Genomic DNA, 17700 nt, shown 5'->3' with positions numbered 1-17700 from the left:
GCGGGATGACGACGCACACGGCCGCGCAGTTGAGTGTCACGGCGATGATCGACGACCTCCGGTCGCTCGTCGGAGTCGAGTCCCCCTCGCTCGATCGCGACGCCCTGACGGAGTCCGCGAAGACCGTCGCCGCGGTCATCGAGAGCCGCCTGGGCGGGCAGGCCGTCCTCGTCGAGAGCGCGAGCGGGCCGCACGTCCGCTGGTCGGGTGGGGGTGAGCCCCAGGTGCTGATCCTGGGGCACCACGACACGGTGTTCCCCCTCGGCACCCTGGCCCGCCGCCCGTTCAGGGTCGAGGACGGGCGGGCGACCGGCCCGGGGGTGTTCGACATGCTGGGCGGCCTGGTGCAGGCCGTCCACGGCCTCGCGACGCTCGAGGACCGGTCGGGCGTCGAGATCCTGGTGACCGCGGACGAGGAGGTCGGTTCTCACTCCTCTCGCGCGCTCATCGAGGAACTGGCGCTCGCCTGCCGCGCGGTGCTGGTGCTCGAGGGCGCCGCGGACGGCGGAGGGCTGAAGACCGGGCGCAAGGGCTGCGGCACGTTCGAGGTCCTGATCACCGGCCGCGCGTCGCATGCCGGTCTGGAGCCCGAGGCCGGGGTCAACGCCCTGGTGGAGGCGGCACACCAGGTGCTGGAGATCGCGGCGCTGGACCGGCCGGAGGCCGGCACGACGGTCACTCCGACCGTCATGACCGCGGGCACCGCGAGCAACGTCGTTCCCGCGCAGGCGACCATCACCGTTGACGTGCGCGTCGAGTCGGCCGGCGAGAAGGAACGCGTCGAGTCGGCCTTCGCCGCGCTGACGCCGCGCCTCGACGGGGCGGTCGTCACGGTGCGGGGAGGCATCCACCGGCCGCCGATGCCCGGGTCGGCGGCCGCGGAGCTGTTCGCGCTCGCGCAGCGGCTGCTTCCGGGCGTCGAAGGCAGGAAGGTCGGCGGCGGCAGCGACGGCAACTTCACGGGCGCGCTGGGCGTGCCGACCCTCGACGGCCTGGGCGCGGTCGGGGGCGGCGCCCACTCCGACCACGAGTACATCCTGGTCGACGTCATGGCCGAGCGGGCGGACCTCGTCGCGGGCCTGGTGAGGGAGATCCGCGGCCGGCGGTGAGGCCCTGCGGTTCCCGGCGGCCGTCAGACCGGCGCCTCGACGTCCAGGGCCGTACGCCGCCGCAGGAGCACCCCGGCGCCGGCCGCGGTGAAGAACATCAGCACGCCGTACACGGCGGCCGGGATGGCGATCTCGGTGCTGCCCAGCAGGCTGATGGCCACGGTGATGGCCAGGGTGCTGTTGTGGATGCCGATCTCCATGCAGGAGGCGACGGCCTGGCGGGGCCCCACCCCCGCCAGGCGGGGCACCCAGTAGCCGACGGTGAGGCTGAGCACGCTGAACAGCAGGGTGATCAGGCCGACCGAGGCGATGTAGCCACCGAGGTTCGCCGCCTCCTTGACGATCGCCCCGACGATCACGGCCAGCAGGATCACCGCGGACAGGATCTTGACGGGCTTCTCCATCCGGGCGGCGAAGGCCTCGAACCCGGCCCTGACCGCCATGCCGATCGCGACGGGGATCAGGATGATCAGGAAGACCTTCGCGGTCTCGTCGAACTGCAGGCCGAGCCGGCCGCTCCCGCCCTGGAAGTGGGCGATGGCCAGATTCGTGACCAGCGGCAGCGTGAAGACGGCGAGGACGGAGTTGATCGCGGTCAGGGTCACGTTGAGCGCGACGTCGCCGCCGAACAGGTGGCTGTAGAGGTTGGCGCTGGTGCCGCCGGGCGAGGCCGCCAGCAGCATCATGCCGACGGCGAGACCCGGCGCCAGGCCGAAGGCGAGCACGAGCCCGAAGCAGACCAGCGGCAGCACGACGATCTGGCAGAGGAGGGCGAGGAAGGCGGCCTTCGGGTAGACGACCACGCGGCGGAAGTCCGCGACGGTGAGCCCCAGGCCGAGGCCGAACATGATGACGGCGAGGGCGGCGGGCAGAAAGACACTGGTCAGGGCAGAGTCCACGGGTGATCCTTACCGCTCGGGGGGGTGACCGACAGAATCTCCGCCGGAGTCCGCGCTGTCCATAGCCCGCCGGTGCTCCGTTGCCGATTCGATGCGGTCTCCGGCGCCCGCGCCCCGCTACGCGCCCGGCGGCTCCCGCCCGGCCGGACCCCGCTCCGCTCCCGGCGGCTCCTGTCCGGGACGGCGGCCATGTGACTTCCAGCGACGGCGGCGGGGTCTCGCATCTCACCGGGCGGATCCCCGCACGGAACAGGACAGACCTTGACAGGGCTTGTGGCCGGACCAATACTCATGCCCGCCTTAAAACGTTACAAAACGCAACCCCCATCACGGTGTGTCAACGCTGACACCCGGCGTTCTTCCGGAGGTCCCCGCATGCGGCGACCGTGGGCGGGAACGGCCGGGTTCCTCACGCTCCTCGGCACATCCGTCCTGCCCGCACCGTCGGCGGCCGCGGAGCACGGCCGCCCCGCCGTCTCCGCGGCGGCGTCCGCCTCCGCCCCGGCCAAGACCGTCTTCGTCCCGGAGCGCTGGGCCAGGACCGGCGAGGTGCCGTGGGTGAAGGAGCGGACGAAGGAGTCGGCCAACTTCATCCTGCTCTGGGGCGACCGGTCGGGCACCGATCCGGAGAACGCGCCCGCGCAGTACCGGTTCGACCCCGACGGCGTGCTCGGCCAGCTGGAGAAGCTCTACTCCTTCCACGTCGACACCATGAGGTTCACGCCGGAGACCGGCCTGCCGGCGCAGCACAAGATCATCGTGGTCGTCACCACGACCTGGTCCGACGCGCCGCTCGACGCGTGGGCGACGGGCGGTTCGACCGACGGCAGGGTCGGCGTCATCAACATCGCCCCCGGGGCCGCGCAGCCCGGCTCCTGGGGCCTGGCCCACGAGCCGGCCCGCGTGTTCCAGAACTACACGTTCCCCGGCAGGCCCGGCTACGGGTTCACCCACGCGAGCGCCGGGACGTTCTGGGAGGCGAGCGCCGAGTTCATGGCCATGCAGGTCTACCCCAGGACGGCCGCGGGCGACCTCACCCGGTTCATCCGCACCGAGAACCTCGCCTACAGCAGCAGCCGTCACCACTACGGCGCCTGGATGCTCCTGCAGTACATCAAGGACCGCGACCAGTACATCAAGGACCGCGACGGCCTGGCCATGTTCAACCGCATCTGGAACGAGGCGCGGGCGGGCGAGCACCCGCTGGAGGTGTACCGCCGGATCGCGGGCATCGACCAGGCGGAGCTCAACCGGCGCGTCGGGGAGTACGCCCAGCACAACGTCACCTGGGACTACTCCAACCGGGCGGACTTCATGCCGTTCGTCAACCGCCTGTATCCGTTCGTCACGGCCTACAACGGCGTGGCGGTGGAGGGCACCCCAACGGCGGCGGCCGGGTGGACGACCGGGCCGATGTGGCCGCCACCGCCTACGTCGGCCCCCGGGCCGCCGTGTACGGCAATGCCACGGTGACCGGGAACGCCCGCATCGAGGATCTGGCCTGGGTCAACAGCGGCGCCACCGTCGGCGGCGACGCCGTGGTGAAGGGCAACGCCCTCGTCCAGAGCGGGGCCAGGCTCAGCGGCGGCGTGGTCGTCGGCGGAGACGCCGAACCCGCCCAGGCCTGCGCTTCCGGGACGTACCTGATGTTCGACCCGGGTCGCGGCTGCGACGGACGCGCCGGCGAGGCGGACGTGAACCCGCCCCACCCGGTCTTCGGCGACGACGACCTCGCCTTCAGCGGCGGCTCCACGTCCAAGCCCACGCCCACGCCGACGTCCGGCGGCGGTTCCACGCCGGTCAACCTGGCCACGGCCGCGAAGGCCTCGGCCTCGTACACCTCGCCGTGGGAGAGCGTCGCGGCGATCAACGACGGCCACGACTCCGATCCGCGCTGGGGCACCTGGCCCCGGACCGGGACTCAGTGGGCCGAGCCGGCCTGGCCGTCGACTCAGACGGTCAAGTCGGCGCAGGTCCGCTTCTTCGACGACGGCGGAGGGGTGCGCGTCCCCGCCTCGTGGAAGCTGCAGTACTGGAACGGCAGGAAGTACACCGGCGTCTCCGGTGCGAGCGGCTACGGGATCAGGGCCGGCGCCTACAACACGGTGGCGTTCGAAGCCGTCAGGACCACCAGGCTCCGGGTCGTGCTGAGGAGCGGCCAGGCCTCGGTCGGGCTGACGGAGGTCCGCGCGTTCGGCTGACGGAGCGTCCCCGCCCCTGCCGGAGACCGAATGGATGCGGTCTCCGGCAGGGGTGGGGACCGCATGCGGTCCAGGGCGGCGCACCGCCCTGGACCGCCGCGTGCGCCCGTGCGGCCCGGAGCCCCGGCCGGCGGAAGAGCCCGGCCGGGGCTCCGGGCTCCGGTGCGCTCAGCCGCGGGTGGCGGGCGGCCAGCCGTGGCCCCAGCCGCCCTGGACCATCGTCTGGAACGCCCATCCGTCCGCGGTCCGCACCAGGAGGTCGGCGTAGCGCATCGACTGGGCCCGCCCCTCCACCGTGACCGTGGCCTCCGTCTCCACGAGCACGAGGTTGGGGGTGAGGAAACGCGGGGTCCGCACGGACGTCATCTCCATGCCCGCCGTTCCGCCCCCCATGACCTCGGTCATCGCCCGCACGAACTCCTCGCGGTCCCACTGGCGGACGGCGCCGAAGCCGCCGGGCACGTCGGTGGCCAGGTTGAGCGGGAAGACCGCCAGGCCGGCGATCTCCTCTACGGCGCCCCGCGCGGCCAAGGCGTCGTACTCGGCGAACCAGGCGTCGATGCTCGCGAGGTCCTCGGTGCTCGGCTCGAACGTCCCGTTCCGCGCTTCGTCCTGTGTCATCGGGCTCCTTCCCGCGATTTTCCGTACGTCGTACGGTACAGCATACGGAACAGTTCGGGGCAGGCCAGGTATTCCCTCCGGCGGGTGATCGGTACGCTCGCGGCGGGGAAAGGGGGACGCCGATGCTTTTCGCCGTCGCGGCGGCGTTCGGGCTCACCTGGTGGCTCGGGCTGTACGTGCTCGTGCGGGATCCGCGGGGGCGCGGGCCCCGGCGGGCCGGGCTGGGCCTGCTGGCGTACGGCTCGGCGCTGGCCGCAGGGCAGGTGCGCGCGGCGGCGGGAGGGCCCGAGGCGCTGGCCGCGGCGGAGACCGTGCTGAGCCACCTGCCGGTGCTGCTGTGGACGGGGGCCGTGCTGACCCTGGTCCCCGGCGGCGAGCGCCTGGAGAGAGCATGGTCACGGGGTCTCGTCCCCGCCGGCCTGGGGGCGATCGCGTGGCTGGTGGCCGCCGGCTGGGGAGCGGAGGCGGGCGCCGCGGCGCGGGTGGCGACCGGGGTTCTGCTCCTGGCCCCGCTGGCCGGGGCGCTGGTGCTGCTGGTCCGGGCCAGGCCACCGCGGGTGGGCCGGCTCGCGGTGGTCGCCACTCTGTTCTTCACGCTGGGCGCGGCGCTGCTGGTCCTCCCTTCTCCCGGCCCGGCCGGCCTGCTCACCGTGCTGCTCCTCGACGTGGACATGGCCATGCTGGGCGTGGCCATCGCGATGTCCAGCGCGTTCCAGGCGGGCGAGGCGCTCTGGCGCGACATGCTCCGCTCCCTGCTGGCGGCGGCGGTCGTGATGCTGGCGTCGGGCGGCCAGGTGGCGCTGGCCGTCGTCCTCGGCGGGCCCACCCCCGCGCTGGCCGCCCTGCTCTTCGGCGTGGTCGCGGTGGCCGTCACCGTGCAGACACTGGCCGGCCCGGTGCACCGGGCGCTGGACCGGATCGCCTTCCCCGGCGATCCGGAGATCCGCCGGGAACGCGCCGAACTGCTCGGCTCCTCCGAGGCGCTGCCCCGCCGCGAGGCGGGCCCGCCCCCGGTGGACGAGGCGGAGTTCGCCCGGCTGACGCGGCGCGCCCTGGCCGGCTACGGCGACCTGGGCAAGCTCTCCAGCAGCCCGCTGGCGAACCTGCCGGTGATCGACGAGAGGGTCACCGGGGACAGCCCCCTGGAGCGGGCGGCCGAGCTGCGGACCCTGCTGCTGGAGAGCATCCGGCGGCTCAAGCCCCGCGACGGCGAGTTCGGCACCAGCGAGGAGTGGCGTTTCTACAACGTCCTCTACTTCCCCTACGTCCGGGGACTGCGGCCGTACCGGAGAGGGGCCCGGCGCGACGGGCTCGACCCCGTGGACCGGCAGGCGTTCGACTGGTTCCTGCGCGAGGTTCCCGAACGTACGCTCTACAACTGGCAGAACGCGGCGGCCAAACTCGTCGCCGACGACCTCCGCGGAGAGAACTGGCAGTGAATGGCAGTGCCATGTCTGCAGTTGGCAGCGGGTGGGGCGGTGTGCTGAGGGGGCGTCGGAAGCCGACGCGTTCCGCTTCGTCAAGGAGACACCGATGACCGCCGCAACCGCCGTCGCCCGCCGTCCCGCCCTGCTCCCCCGCGCGCTGTGGGCCGACGCGATCCTCACCGGTGGGTTCGCGGCCGGGCTGGCCGTCGCCGCGGGCCCGCTCGCCGGCCTGCTCGACCTGCCCGAGCCGCTGCTGCGCTGGGCCGGGATCGTCCTGCTGCCGTTCACCGCGTTCCTCGTCTACCTGGTGACCCGCCCGGCTCCTCCCCGGCGGGGCGTGCAGGCGGTGATCGCCGTCAACGCGCTGTGGGCCGTCGACAGCCTCGCCCTGCTGTTCACCGGCTGGGTCGACCCCAACCCGCTGGGCGTCGCCTTCGTCGCCGGCCAGGCCCTGCTGGTCGCCGCCTTCGCCGAGTTCCAGTTCATGGGGCTGCGCCGGAGCTGACCCCCGGTCCGCACCGGCTCTGAAAGCCCCGAAGTTCCGAAAGCCCTGAAAGCCCCGAAGACCCCGCCGCGCGGAGCCCCGGCTCCGCGCGGCGGGATCCTCCCGTCCGGGCCCGCGCCCCGGGGAAAGCCGCCCGGGGCCCCTGCTCGACGATCACTCGACGATGCCCGCGCGGAACGCCGCGATGGCCAGTTGCACACGGTTGGTGGCGGACAGCTTCTCGAACAGGTGGGTGACGTGGCTCTTCACCGTCGCCTCGCTCATGTGCAGGCGGGCGGCGATGTCGGCGTTGGCGTGGCCCAGGCCGATCTCGACCAGCACCTGCCGCTCCCGTTCGGTCAGGCTCCGGAGCCGCTCCAGGGCGGCGCGGCGACGGCGCGTGCGGTCCTCCGCGGTGAGGCGGTCGATGAGCTGCCGGGTGACCCCGGGCGAGAGCATCGCGTCGCCCGCCGCGGCGAGCCGTACGGCGCGCAGCAGGTCCTGCGGCGGGGTGTCCTTGAGCAGGAACCCCGTGGCCCCCGCCTCCAGGGCCCGGAAGACGGTGTCGTCGGCGTCGAAGGTGGTCAGGACGATCACCGCGGGCGGGCGCGGGCGGGCGCGGATCGCCGCGGTGGCGGCCAGGCCGTCGAGGCCGGGCATGCGGACGTCCATGAGGACCACGTCCGGCCGGTCGCGGGTGACCGCCTCGAGCGCGGTCCGCCCGTCGGCGGCCTCGCCGACGACGGCCATGTCGCCGGCCGTCTCGAGGATCATGCGCAGGCCGGCGCGGACGAGGGCCTCGTCGTCCGCGAGCAGGACAGAGATCATGGCGCGTGCTCCGCGGAGGTCTCGCCGGCGGGCGCCGGCACGCCGTCCCGCCCGTCGTGGTCCAGCCGGGGGAGGCGGACGCGCAGCCGCCAGCCGCCGTCCCCGCGCGGGCCGCTGCGCAGGGTCCCGCCCACCAGCCGGACCCGTTCGGCCAGGCCGACCAGGCCCGTGCCCGACCCGGGCAGATCCGCCGGCGCGCCGCTCGGCGGCGCGTTGTCCACGGTGACGGTCACGCCTCCGTCCTCGCCGGGCTCCACCGAGACGGTGACCGGCGCGCCCGGCGCGTGCTTGCGGGCGTTGGTCAGGCCTTCCCGGACGATCCGGTGGACGACCCGGGCCGTGGCCGGCGGCAGCGGACCGGCGCGGTCGCGCAGCTCGGCGCGCTGCCCGGCCTGCTCCGCGTCCCGCACCAGCGGCTCCAGACCGGCGGACGGCCCGTCCCCGTCCGGGGACGCACCGGGGTCGGGCAGGCCCGGCTCCTCCCGCAGCACGCCGAGCACATAGCGCAGTTCCCGCAATGCCTCGCGGGCGGTGACGCGGATGAGCGCCGCCCCCTGCTCGATCCGGGCGGGGTCCCCTGCCGCGTTCCCCCCGGCGTTCCCCGCCGCGTTCCCCCCGGCGTTCCCCCTGGCGTTCCCCGCGGCGGCGAGTTCCAGCGCACCGGCGTGCAGGGCGATGAGCGACACCTTGTGCGCCAGGACGTCGTGCATCTCCCGCGCGATCCGGGTGCGTTCGGCGGAGCGGGCCCGCTCGTCGCGGAGGCGCCGCTCGGCCTCGGCGCTCTCGGCCCGCTCGCGCAGGGACGCGGTCAGCGCCCGCCGGGTGGCCGTGTGCACGCCGACGGCCGTCACCGCCGCGGCCGCGACGGCCGCCTGGACCGCGCCCTCCAGCGTCGGCCGACCCTCCTCGATCCACGACCATCCGGCGAATCCGGCCCAGCCGGTGAGCGCGAGCGCCGCCACCTGGCGGCGGGGGGCGTACGAGGCGCCCGAGTACAGGCCGACGAACAGGGGGCCCGGATTGCCCGACAGCGCGTACGCCGCCGCTCCGGCCACCGTCGCCGGCCACCAGCGCCGCCTGCGCCACAGCTGGGCCAGGCTGCCCGCCGCACCCGCCACCGCGATCACCGGCGGGGGCGGCGCCGCCCAGCGCGCCTTCACCGCGAAGCCGGTCAGGAGCAGGCACCCCAGCACCAGGGCGGCGTCCATGGCCCGCGGGCCGGTCAGGAGGGCCCGCAGGCGGTCCGCCACCACGCCCGGCGACCGGAGGGCCTCCGTGTCCGCAGCCTCTTTCATGCTCGCAGCTTAGGGACCGGGCGGCGCCGCGCCCATCCGCCTTTCGTCGCCGGGGCGGGCTCCCGCCCTCCGACTTTCGTCGGAGCACGGCCTCGCCCGCGGGCCGATGCGGAGCACCGCCCCGGATCGCGACCCTTGACGGCGTCCCCTTCCCCCGAGCCACCTCCAGGAGCCGACCATGCGCAACCGGCCGTTCCGCCCCACCCGAAGATCGATCACGGGCCTTCTCGCGGCCTGCCTCGCCCTGCCCGTCCTCGCCGGTCCGGCGGCGCCCGCGGCCCTGGCGGCCCGCCCGGAGCGGGCCGCGTCGTCCCCGGTCCCGTTCTCCCCGGTCGCGTCGTCCGCCCCGGCCGCCTGCGCGGCCCCCGTCCCGAGGGCGGCGCTGGCCGGTTTCTTCGACGAGGCGGTGCCCGCCCGCCTCGCCCGCGACCGGGTGCCCGGCGCGGTGGTGTCGGTGGTCTCCGGCGGCAGGACCGTCTTCACCGGGGGCTACGGCCTGGCCGACGTCCGGCGGAAGGTCGCGTTCGACCCCGGCCGCTCCCTGGTCCGGATCGGGTCGATCACCAAACTGTTCACCTGGACGGCCGTGATGCAGCAGGTCGAGGCCGGCCGCCTCGACCTGGACGCCGACGTGAACCGCTATCTGAAGGCGTTCCGCGTCCCGGCCTCCCATCCGGAGCCGGTGACGCTGCGGACCCTGATGAACCACACCGCGGGCTTCGAGGAGCGCGTGATCGGCAGCGGGGCGCGCACCGCGGCCGACGTGCCGCCGCTCGGCGAGTACCTCGCCGGCCACCTGCCGGCCCGGGTACGGCCGCCGGGCGAGATCTCCGCCTATTCCAACCACGGCGCCGCGCTCGCCGGCCACATCGTCGCCCAGGTCTCCGGAGAGCCCTACGACGCCTACGTCCGCCGCCACCTCCTCGAACCGCTCGGCATGACACGCAGCACCGCGACCGAGCCGGTGCCCGCCTCCCTCGCCCCCGACCTCGCCCTCAGCTACGACTCCGACGCCGATCCCCCGCGGGCCGTCCCCTTCGACTTCGACCCGATGCCTCCCGACGGCTCGATCAGCGCCACCGCCGGGGACATGGCCAACTTCATGATCGCGCACCTGAACGGCGGGCGATTCGGCGACGCGACCGTCCTCGGCCCGGAGACCGCGGCGCGGATGCACCGGCGCTCCTTCTCCGCCGACCCCCGCCTGGGCGGGTACGCGCACGGGTTCATGGACCGCGTCATGGGCGGCCACCGGGTCCTGATGCACGACGGCAGCTGGGAGGGCTTCCGGAGCGTCCTGATCCTGGTGCCCGGGTGCGACCTGGGGATGTTCCTGTCGGTCAACGGCACCGGCGGCGTCGAGACGGCGGGCGAGCTGACCCGCATGTTCCTCGGCCGCTTCGCCCCGCCTCCGGCGGCCGCCGGAGACGTCCCGGAGCGGGCCCCCGCCTCCCCGGCCGCCGAGGCCGCCCCCCGGGAGGGCTTCTACGCGCCGGCCCGGCACAACGCCTCGACGATCGAGAAGATCGTGCTCCTGCTCGGCCCGTCCCGGCTGCGGGTGGAGGGCGACGGCACCGTCCGCTTCAAGGGTCGGGAGTGGACGCCCCGGGGCCGCGGCCTGTACGCCTCGGCGGACGGCGACCACCTGGTGGCCGTCGCGGGAGGGGACGGCCGGCGCTACGTGGCCACCGACGGTCCCGCCTACCGGCTGATGACCGCCGCGGAGGGTCCCGTCCTCAACCTGGCGGTCCTGGCCGGCTTCGCCGTCACGGCCCTGAGCGCGCTCGCCGTTCCGGCGGCCGCGGTGTGGCGCCGGGCGCGCCGGCGGCCCGCCCCCTCTGCGGCCTGGCGGTCGGCGCGCGCGCTGGCCGGCGGGGCCGCCCTGCTGGGGCTCGGGTTCCTGGTGCTCCTGGCGGTCCGGGTCCTCGGCGACACGGGGGACTTCCTGTACGGCCTGCCGGCGGACATGCGGGTCCTGCTCGGCGTGCCCCTCGTCGTGCTCGCCATGGCGGCCGCGGCGGCCGTGTGCACGGTGAAGGGCTGGAGGGGCTCCGGCGCCGGCTCCGGATCCGGCCTGGCCGCGCGGGTGCACCAGGTGACCCTGTTCGCGGGCCTGACGGCGCTGGCCTGGTTCCTGTGGCAGTGGAACCTCATCGGCTGGCGGTTCTGACCGGTTCTGACCACGGGCGGCTCCGCGGCGTGGCGCCCCGAGGCCGCGCCACGGGCGGCACCACGGCGCGGGGGCCCGGCACCACGGCGTGGGAGCCGTGGCGCCGCCCGTGGCCTCCCCTCTGCTACGGGTGCTCGTCGGTCCAGCCCGCCTCGAGGACGGTGTCGGTGTTCCACACCGTCCCCGGCTCCAGTCCGGCCTGCAGGCCGCCCGGCTCGACGACCACGCTCTCGCGTGCCAGCGCGCGGCCGGACCGCTCGTCGATGATCAGCCGCATCTGCACCACGCCCCTGTCGGTGTCACCCGGCTTGGGGTGCGAGGTGTCCGCGATGGCGATCGCCGTGCCCGTGCGCCCGGCGGCGTCGGTGACCTGGCCGAGCGAGGTGACCGACGGCAGCTCCGCCAGCATCCGGAAGGCCGCCGCGCGCACCTCCGGGCTCACCGGCATGCTCATGATCAGCCCCTCGGTCACCCGGAACAGCCAGGCGTCCTCCCCCATGGGGACGTCGGCCTCGGTGTCCTTGCCCTCGTAGAAACGGAGCAGGTCGGCCCTGAGCGCCTCCGGGTCGGTCGGCAGGCTCCGCAGGTCGGCCATGGTGACGTTGCGGCCGAGCCAGAAGATCTCCTTGCTCTCCGTGCGACCGGTGAGCGGCTTCCCGGGCCTCTCCCCGATCGGGATCCTCTTGCGGCCCGCGAAGGTCAGCTCGCGCGGCGAACCCGCCTTCTCCCAGGCCGCCCGGTCGGCGCCGGTCGCCGGCTTGATCGCCACGGTACGGGTGGAGCCCCACTGCTCCCTCGCGCCCACCCAGCTCTCGCTCTCCTGCTCGATGGAGATCACGAAGCCCTCGTCGACCGGCTGGAGGGTGCGGGAGCGGCTGGAGACGTGCCAGTAGTCGCCGGTGGCAGCGGGCCGGCGCTCCGCGCTGGTCGCGGCCACGAGCAGCACCTCCTTCGCCGAGAGGGCGACCGGCCGCGTCACCGTGCCCGATGCCGCCGGGGACACGACGGGCGCCGGCCCGCGGGCCGTACCGCCGACCAGCACGACCGCGGTCACGGCCGCCGCCGCGCCCGCCAGGCCCAGGCCCCAGGCCATCGGCTTCCCGCCGCGCCGCGGCACCTGCCTGGGCTGGGCGAAGGCGTGGGCCAGCTCGGCCTGACGGGTCCGCGGGTCGACCGGACCGCCGGCCAGATGGGCCGGGCGGGCGGCACGCAGCTCTTCCATGGCGTTCACGACAACTCCTCCACGAGTCGGGGCTGGGACGACACCGGCGATTCGAGCGCGGCCCGCAGGCGTTTCCTGGCCCGGTGCAGCCTGACCCGGAAGGCGGGCACCGAGCAGCCGAGCACCTTGGCGGCGTCTCCCGGGCTCAGGCCCTGCCAGGCGACGAGGACGAGGATCTCCCGCTCGTCCGGGGTGAGCCCGGCCATGGCCCTGAGGACGCCCAGGCGCTCGGCCACGTGGTCGGCCACGTCACCGGTGACCCACTCGCGCATCTCACGCCGGATCCCCTCCCGCCTGGCCTCGGCCCTGACGCTGTCGCGCAGCACGTTGCGCGCCACGCCCAGCAGCCACGGCAGGGCGTTCTGCGGCATCTGGTCGAACCTGCGCCAGGCGATGGCGAACGTCTCGCTCACCACCTCGTCGGCCACCTGCCGACCGGCGCGGCTGACCACGTAGGCCCAGACCCGTTGTCGGCATTCGTCATAGATGGTGGTGAAGCGCTCTCGATCGCTCGTCACCGCCCCAACCCCTCACGTGTCCCGGAAACCGCTGACGGGAGGAAGTGGTCCGGGATCCTCAGAAATTACAAGGCATCGCAAGGCGTCGCCGGAAGGTCTGACGGAGACCGGTACGCCGCGGCGGCCGCCCTCCGCGCACGGCGCCGGCCCGCCGTACCGGGCTCAGCGGGTGACCGGCGGCGGCGGCGACGGCCCGGCCTGCGCCGAGAAGACGCCCTCCCGGCGGATCGTCTGCCAGGGCAGGTGCGCCCCGAGCAGGGCGGTCACCACCGACTGGATGACCACCAGGTACATGAGCTGCCGGTAGAACAGCTGCTGCAGGGGGAGCACCCACAGCACGGAGACCGGCTCGCGGTCCAGCCGCAGCGCGTACCAGCCGCCGAACGCCTGGAGCAGCCCGAAGCCCGTCCAGACGGCCACCGCCGGCAGCGGCTCGCCCGTCACCGCGCCGTAGGCGGCCATGACGTCCACGACCGGCGCGAGCAGCGGCAGCGCCACGTGGAAGAGGGCCAGATAGCCCAGGCACCGGCGGCCGAACGGGCCCGGTTCCACGACCGCCCGGCGGTGCTTCCACATCGCCTGCAGCGTGCCGTAGCACCACCGGTAACGCTGGCGCCACATCTGCCGGAGCGAGGCGGGCGCCTCGGTCCAGGCGAGCGCGTCCTCGGCGTAGACCACCCGCCAGCCGTCCCGGCACATCGCCATGGTCAGGTCGGTGTCCTCGGCCAGGGTGTCGCCGCTCAGCCCTCCGGCCGCCCGCAGCGCCGAGCGCCGGAAGGCGCCGATCGCCCCCGGCACGGTCGGCATGCACGCCAGCAGGTCGAAGGCGCGGCGGTCGAGGTTGAAGCCGATGACGTACTCGATGTGCTGCCAGCGTCCGATCACGCCGCCCCGGTTGCCCACCTTGGTGTTCCCGCTGACCGCGCCCACCGCCGGGTCGGCGAGCGGCCGGACGAGGTTCCCGATGGTGGCGGGCTCGAAGACCGTGTCGCCGTCCACCATGACGATGATCTCGTGTGAGGCGTGCGCGATACCGGTGTTGAGCGCGGCGGCCTTGCCCCCGTTGCGCTGCCGGATCAGCCGCACCCGCGGCAGGCCGAGCGCGGAGACGACGGCGGCGGTGCGGTCGCGGGATCCGTCGTCGACGACGATGACCTCCAGCGCTCCCGGGTGGTCGGTGTCCACCAGCGAGCGCACGGTGGCCTCGATCCCGGCCTCCTCGTTGTAGGCGGGGACGATCACGGTGACGCCGGGCGGCCTGCCCCACGCCGGTGCGCGCCGGGTGGCTCTTCCGCGGCCCCGCGCACGGCGGGCGTGCTCGCGGGCCAGGACGAGGAAGGCCACCAGCCGCAGCAGGGTGAGCGCCGCGGCGACGGCCATGACCCACGACATCGCCGCGGTGAAGACGGCGGCTCCGCGCTGGGCGAGGATCAGCCCGGAGCCGACGAAGCGGTCCGTCTGCCCGGCCGGGGTGTGGGCCCCGGGCACGCCGAGCGCGGACGTGAGCGTCGTCACCCGGTACCCGTGCCCGGCGAGTCCGGTGAGCAGCAGGTCCACCTCGCCGGCCGTCCGGCGGGGGTCGTCTCCGGAGCCGCGCACCGTGACCACCGCGCCCCGGCGGGAGGAGGCCAGGCGGGCGATCCGCCTGCTTCCCTCACCGGCCGGATCCGCGGCGTCCAGGTCGCTGAGCGCCAGGAGGTAGCCCTCGGCGCTCATGGACCGCAGCGCCCGCAGCCGGGCGCCGGTGACGGCGGCAGGTGAGGAGGAGTACGGCGGGCGGGCCAGGCGCGTGTACACGCCGGCGGCCCCGGCCAGTGCCTTCTGGGTCAGCGACAGCTCCAGCCGGAGCCGCCAGGCGGGCACGGCGGCGAGGTCGGCGTGCGCGTAGGTGTGGTTGCCGATCTCGTGCCCCTCGGAGACGATCCGCCGGACCAGCTCGGGGTTCTCCGCGATCCTGGCACCGACCGTGAAGAAGGTCGCCCTGACGCCGTGCTCGGCGAGCACGTCGAGGACCTGCGGCGTCCACCGCGGGTCCGGGCCGTTCTCGAAGGTGAGCGCCACCGTGCGGGCCGGGAGGCGGGTGCCGGCCCGCACGTCGCCCGGCCGGCCGAACACGGGTCCGCCGCGCCGTACCCGGTCGAGTTCGGCGGAGGACCGGTCCGGCGGCGGAGGGGGAGCGGCCCGCGGCCCGCCCGTCGCGCCGGCGGCGTACGCGTCGAGCGTCAGCGCCCCCGCCGTCAGGATCATGACGGCCGCGATCAGGAGCCAGTGCCCTCGCGGATCGCCCCGTCGCCGGCGTCGCCGCCGGGGCGCGGCCCGCCTTCCGCCGGCGACGCGGCCGGGCCTGGACCTCCCGGGGCCGGCCGCGCGCCCGGGCGGCGGGGCGGCGGAGGGCGGGGCGGCGGGACCGGACGGCGGCACCCGCGTCTGCGGCGCTCCGCGCGGGATCACTCTCCCGTCCCCGGGTCCGTACCGGCGCCCTGGTGGCCCTGGCCGGAGGGGGCCCCGTCCGGCGACCCGGCGGGGTCGGGGCCGGAAGTGGGCCCGGCCGGCTCGGCGGAGGGCTCGGCGGGCTCGGCCAGCCCCTCCTCCACCGGCTCCCGGGAGGGGGGCGCGGAGCCGGTGGAGGAGGTCCGCCCGGACGGCGAGGCGGACCGGGCGGGGCGCGCCGGCGAGGTCGCCGCCCGGGTCCGCGGGGAGGCCGTGTTCCGCGGGGAGGCGGTGGCCTGCGGGGAGGTCTGCGGGGTCCGGGAGACCTCCCGTACCGGGCGGCTCCGGGCGGGCGTCCGCGCGGCGCCGGGCCGGGAGGTGCGCCGCGCCGTCCGTGCGGGCTCGTCCGGAGTGGGGCGGACGGCGGAGCGTGTGGGGGATCCCCCGGGCCAGTCGGCCGCCGGCAGCGGGGTCGGCGCGAACAGCCCGCTCACCACGGACGCCACCAGGGCGAATCCGAGCGTGCCGAGGACGACTCCCGTCACCGCCAGCAACCGCCTGCGCCGGCCGGTGCCGTCGACGAACACGGCGGCACCGGAGGGCGGATACCTATCGTTCACGGGCGGAGAGCCTAGTGACGCCAGGTGACAATATGGATCATGGGGCTCGGAGCGCTCAGCGGCGCCCGATCGAGCCGATCCAGCTCTCCGTGAGGACGTCCAGCATCTCCTCGCGCCCGACGCCCCAGGTCCCCGGTCCCCACTGGCGCGCGACGTGGTCGAGCTCGGTGATGGCGAGGACGCCGCGGAAGTGGCGGGTGCCGGGCGGGAACCGGTCGGCGCGGTCGAGCCCCTCCTTGACGTCGCCGATGGCCTCGTTCAGCCACTCGTCGAGGAGCGCGCGGATCTCGGCGTCGACGGCCGCGGCCGCGAAGGCGGTCGTGGCGTAGGGGCGGATCGCGTCCCACCGCTCCGAGGTCGCCGCGAGCCAGGCGCGGATCCGCTCCCGCGAGCCGTCCTCGACCACGGCGACCAGCTCACGCTCGGTCGAGCCGTGCTCGGCGGAGGGGAGCCGGCCGAGCGTGACGTTGAGCCGCTCCGAGAGGAGGGCCTTCATCAGATCGGCCTTGGAGGGGAAGTACGCGTAGAAGGTCACCCGCGTCGTCCCCGCCGCCGACGCGATGTCGTCGACCTTCGTCGCCGCGTACCCCTTCGACACGAACAGGTCCAGGCCGGCGTCGAGCAGGAGCTTGCGCGTCATCTCCCTCTGTGCCGCACGAAGGGTCGCCATGCCCGCCAGCATAGGGCACCGCGGCCGCGTTCCGCTCTCGCCGATCGCTCTGAGTACGTGCTGATCAAAGTGTTGATTCGATGTCAAATGATATGACACCTTGCACACCCGAGAGGTGATCGCGCTCACACCGAGGTGGCCGATCCCGAGCGGCCGGAACCGACCCGCCCGGCACGCTCGCTGGATCAAGGGCACCGACAACGGGATCATGGACGAGCCCACCGTCACCATCTTCGTCGAGGGCACCCGCGAGAACGTCACCGGAGGAGCAGCATGAGCAGGGCACGGATCTTCGCCTCGCCGGACGAGGCGGTGAGCGTCGTCAAGGACGGCGACACCGTCCTGGTGGGCGGCTTCGGCCTCGCCGGCATGCCGTTCGACCTGATCGACGCCCTGATCAGGCACGGCGCGGGCGACCTCACCATCGTGTCCAACAACGCCGGCAACGGTGACGTGGGCCTGGCCGCCCTGCTGAAGGCCGGCCGGGTGCGGAGGATCCTGTGCTCCTTCCCCCGGCAGGCCGACTCCTACGTCTTCGACGGCCTCTACCGCCGCGGGAAGATCGAGCTCGAGGTCGTCCCGCAGGGCACCCTCGCCGAGCGGATGCGGGCCGCCGGGGCGGGCATCGGGGCGTTCTACTGCCCGACGGGCGTCGGCACGCCGCTCGCCGAGGGCAAGGAGACCCGCACGATCGACGGGCGCGACCACGTCCTGGAGTACCCGATCAGGGGTGACGTCGCCCTGATCTCCGCGTACGTCGCCGACACGATGGGCAACCTCGTCTACCGCAAGACCGCCCGGAACTTCGGCCCGGTGATGGCCACGGCCGCCACGACGACCGTCGTCCAGGTCGCGTCGATCGTGGACGCGGGACGGCTCGACCCCGAGGCCGTCGTCACGCCGGGCATCTACGTCGACCGCGTGGTCCGGGTCGAGCCGCGCCACTACACCGTGCGGGGGGCCCGCTGATGCCGCTCGATCCCGACCGGCTCGCCGCCCGCATCGCGCGGGACATCGAGCCGGGCAGTTACGTCAACCTCGGCATCGGCCGGCCCACCAAGGTCGCCGACCACCTCCCGGCCGAGCTCGGCGTCGTCCTGCACACCGAGAACGGCATGCTGGGCATGGGCCCGGCGGCCGCCGGCGACGAGATCGACCCCGACCTCACCAACGCCGGCAAGGTGCCCGTCACCGAGCTGCCCGGGG

At 74.6% G+C, this 17700-nt stretch carries 18 protein-coding genes; 9 read left to right on the top strand and 9 right to left on the bottom strand.

The annotated features are described in order from the left end of the window. The first annotated feature begins 5 nt into the window (after nucleotides 1-5). On the top strand, nucleotides 6-1109 hold the full coding sequence (locus ACFOWE_RS29520) for a M20 family metallopeptidase (RefSeq protein WP_377293589.1): 1104 nt from the start codon (nucleotides 6-8) through the stop codon (nucleotides 1107-1109). A 23-nt stretch (nucleotides 1110-1132) separates the two neighbouring features. Here ACFOWE_RS29520 and ACFOWE_RS29515 read toward each other — a convergent pair whose 3' ends face one another. Then, complete coding sequence (locus ACFOWE_RS29515; protein WP_377293587.1) at nucleotides 1133-2008, bottom strand: bile acid:sodium symporter family protein; 876 nt, start codon at nucleotides 2006-2008, stop codon at nucleotides 1133-1135. Nucleotides 2009-2383: 375 nt separating this feature from the next. Between ACFOWE_RS29515 and ACFOWE_RS29510 the strand changes: the two genes are divergently transcribed. Beyond that, complete coding sequence (locus ACFOWE_RS29510) at nucleotides 2384-3481, top strand: DUF6055 domain-containing protein (RefSeq protein ID WP_377293585.1); 1098 nt, start codon at nucleotides 2384-2386, stop codon at nucleotides 3479-3481. After that, nucleotides 3478-4209 carry a hypothetical protein gene (locus ACFOWE_RS29505; protein ID WP_377293584.1) on the top strand — a complete coding sequence of 244 codons (732 nt, stop codon included), beginning with the start codon at nucleotides 3478-3480 and terminating at the stop codon, nucleotides 4207-4209. Before ACFOWE_RS29510 ends, ACFOWE_RS29505 begins: the two co-directional genes overlap by 4 nt. A 168-nt stretch (nucleotides 4210-4377) precedes the next feature. Here the strand turns inward: ACFOWE_RS29505 and ACFOWE_RS29500 are convergent, their stop codons facing one another. Then, a complete protein-coding gene (locus ACFOWE_RS29500; protein ID WP_377293582.1) occupies nucleotides 4378-4830 on the bottom strand; it encodes a nuclear transport factor 2 family protein in 453 nt (150 codons plus the stop codon). A gap of 122 nt (nucleotides 4831-4952) precedes the next feature. Here ACFOWE_RS29500 and ACFOWE_RS29495 point away from each other — a divergent pair, with 122 nt between their 5' ends. Together ACFOWE_RS29495 and ACFOWE_RS29490 are read left to right on the top strand one after the other, a co-directional pair. Continuing rightward, a complete protein-coding gene (locus ACFOWE_RS29495; RefSeq protein WP_377293580.1) occupies nucleotides 4953-6269 on the top strand; it encodes a hypothetical protein in 1317 nt (438 codons plus the stop codon). Nucleotides 6270-6363: 94 nt separating this feature from the next. Next, the gene (locus ACFOWE_RS29490; RefSeq protein WP_377293578.1) at nucleotides 6364-6762 is read left to right on the top strand and encodes a hypothetical protein; all 399 of its coding nucleotides are present in this window, start codon (nucleotides 6364-6366) and stop codon (nucleotides 6760-6762) included. A gap of 153 nt (nucleotides 6763-6915) precedes the next feature. On the opposite strand, the gene ACFOWE_RS29485 is transcribed toward ACFOWE_RS29490, so the two are convergent. Together ACFOWE_RS29485 and ACFOWE_RS29480 are read right to left on the bottom strand one after the other, a co-directional pair. Beyond that, the gene (locus ACFOWE_RS29485; protein ID WP_377293576.1) at nucleotides 6916-7569 is read right to left on the bottom strand and encodes a response regulator; all 654 of its coding nucleotides are present in this window, start codon (nucleotides 7567-7569) and stop codon (nucleotides 6916-6918) included. Continuing rightward, nucleotides 7566-8864, bottom strand: coding sequence for a sensor histidine kinase (locus ACFOWE_RS29480; protein ID WP_377293574.1), 1299 nt, complete (start codon nucleotides 8862-8864; stop codon nucleotides 7566-7568). Before ACFOWE_RS29480 ends, ACFOWE_RS29485 begins: the two co-directional genes overlap by 4 nt. A 178-nt stretch (nucleotides 8865-9042) precedes the next feature. Between ACFOWE_RS29480 and ACFOWE_RS29475 the strand changes: the two genes are divergently transcribed. Continuing rightward, nucleotides 9043-11034 (top strand): serine hydrolase domain-containing protein, encoded by a 1992-nt coding sequence (locus ACFOWE_RS29475; RefSeq protein ID WP_377293572.1) that lies wholly within the window; start codon nucleotides 9043-9045, stop codon nucleotides 11032-11034. Between the two features lie 124 nt (nucleotides 11035-11158). On the opposite strand, the gene ACFOWE_RS29470 is transcribed toward ACFOWE_RS29475, so the two are convergent. The 5 genes from ACFOWE_RS29470 to ACFOWE_RS29450 all read right to left on the bottom strand — a co-directional run bounded on the left by ACFOWE_RS29470 (nucleotide 11159) and on the right by ACFOWE_RS29450 (nucleotide 16494). Then, nucleotides 11159-12256: a CU044_5270 family protein gene (locus ACFOWE_RS29470; RefSeq protein WP_377293813.1), complete on the bottom strand. Its 1098-nt coding sequence runs from the start codon at nucleotides 12254-12256 to the stop codon at nucleotides 11159-11161. 5 nt (nucleotides 12257-12261) lie between these two features. Then, nucleotides 12262-12774 (bottom strand): RNA polymerase sigma factor, encoded by a 513-nt coding sequence (locus ACFOWE_RS29465; protein ID WP_377293570.1) that lies wholly within the window; start codon nucleotides 12772-12774, stop codon nucleotides 12262-12264. Nucleotides 12775-12936: 162 nt separating this feature from the next. Next, nucleotides 12937-15021 (bottom strand): bifunctional polysaccharide deacetylase/glycosyltransferase family 2 protein, encoded by a 2085-nt coding sequence (locus tag ACFOWE_RS29460; protein WP_377293568.1) that lies wholly within the window; start codon nucleotides 15019-15021, stop codon nucleotides 12937-12939. Nucleotides 15022-15221: 200 nt separating this feature from the next. Then, entirely contained in the window at nucleotides 15222-15824 is a 603-nt protein-coding gene (locus ACFOWE_RS29455; RefSeq protein ID WP_377293566.1) for a hypothetical protein, read from the bottom strand. Nucleotides 15825-15879: 55 nt separating this feature from the next. Continuing rightward, the gene (locus tag ACFOWE_RS29450) at nucleotides 15880-16494 is read right to left on the bottom strand and encodes a TetR/AcrR family transcriptional regulator (protein ID WP_377293564.1); all 615 of its coding nucleotides are present in this window, start codon (nucleotides 16492-16494) and stop codon (nucleotides 15880-15882) included. A gap of 100 nt (nucleotides 16495-16594) precedes the next feature. Between ACFOWE_RS29450 and ACFOWE_RS29445 the strand changes: the two genes are divergently transcribed. From ACFOWE_RS29445 to ACFOWE_RS29435, 3 genes are all read left to right on the top strand, one after another. Then, nucleotides 16595-16771 carry a hypothetical protein gene (locus ACFOWE_RS29445; protein WP_377293562.1) on the top strand — a complete coding sequence of 59 codons (177 nt, stop codon included), beginning with the start codon at nucleotides 16595-16597 and terminating at the stop codon, nucleotides 16769-16771. Continuing rightward, nucleotides 16768-17463: a 3-oxoacid CoA-transferase subunit A gene (locus tag ACFOWE_RS29440; protein ID WP_377293560.1), complete on the top strand. Its 696-nt coding sequence runs from the start codon at nucleotides 16768-16770 to the stop codon at nucleotides 17461-17463. Before ACFOWE_RS29445 ends, ACFOWE_RS29440 begins: the two co-directional genes overlap by 4 nt. Next, nucleotides 17463-17700 (top strand): CoA-transferase (locus ACFOWE_RS29435; RefSeq protein WP_377293558.1); only part of this gene is annotated, 238 nt, incomplete at its 3' end. The genes ACFOWE_RS29440 and ACFOWE_RS29435, both read left to right, overlap by 1 nt.

Source organism: Planomonospora corallina, from assembly GCF_042650625.1.
Lineage (GTDB): Bacteria > Actinomycetota > Actinomycetes > Streptosporangiales > Streptosporangiaceae > Planomonospora_B > Planomonospora_B corallina.
Note: the sequence above shows the minus strand (reverse complement) of the source record. Positions and strands in the feature narration are given on the sequence as shown.

Bases quoted from the DNA above. Each gene is read 5' to 3' on its own strand.
- ACFOWE_RS29500 (WP_377293582.1), bottom strand. From the start codon at position 4,830: ATGACACAGGACGAAGCGCGGAACGGGACGTTCGAGCCGAGCACCGAG.
- ACFOWE_RS29440 (WP_377293560.1), top strand. From the start codon at position 16,768: ATGAGCAGGGCACGGATCTTCGCCTCGCCGGACGAGGCGGTGAGCGTC.
- ACFOWE_RS29470 (WP_377293813.1), bottom strand. From the start codon at position 12,256: ATGGAAGAGCTGCGTGCCGCCCGCCCGGCCCATCTGGCCGGCGGTCCG.
- ACFOWE_RS29460 (WP_377293568.1), bottom strand. From the start codon at position 15,021: ATGATCCTGACGGCGGGGGCGCTGACGCTCGACGCGTACGCCGCCGGC.
- ACFOWE_RS29495 (WP_377293580.1), top strand. From the start codon at position 4,953: ATGCTTTTCGCCGTCGCGGCGGCGTTCGGGCTCACCTGGTGGCTCGGG.
- ACFOWE_RS29490 (WP_377293578.1), top strand. From the start codon at position 6,364: ATGACCGCCGCAACCGCCGTCGCCCGCCGTCCCGCCCTGCTCCCCCGC.
- ACFOWE_RS29450 (WP_377293564.1), bottom strand. From the start codon at position 16,494: ATGGCGACCCTTCGTGCGGCACAGAGGGAGATGACGCGCAAGCTCCTG.
- ACFOWE_RS29480 (WP_377293574.1), bottom strand. From the start codon at position 8,864: ATGAAAGAGGCTGCGGACACGGAGGCCCTCCGGTCGCCGGGCGTGGTG.
- ACFOWE_RS29475 (WP_377293572.1), top strand. From the start codon at position 9,043: ATGCGCAACCGGCCGTTCCGCCCCACCCGAAGATCGATCACGGGCCTT.
- ACFOWE_RS29510 (WP_377293585.1), top strand. From the start codon at position 2,384: ATGCGGCGACCGTGGGCGGGAACGGCCGGGTTCCTCACGCTCCTCGGC.
- ACFOWE_RS29520 (WP_377293589.1), top strand. From the start codon at position 6: ATGACGACGCACACGGCCGCGCAGTTGAGTGTCACGGCGATGATCGAC.
- ACFOWE_RS29485 (WP_377293576.1), bottom strand. From the start codon at position 7,569: ATGATCTCTGTCCTGCTCGCGGACGACGAGGCCCTCGTCCGCGCCGGC.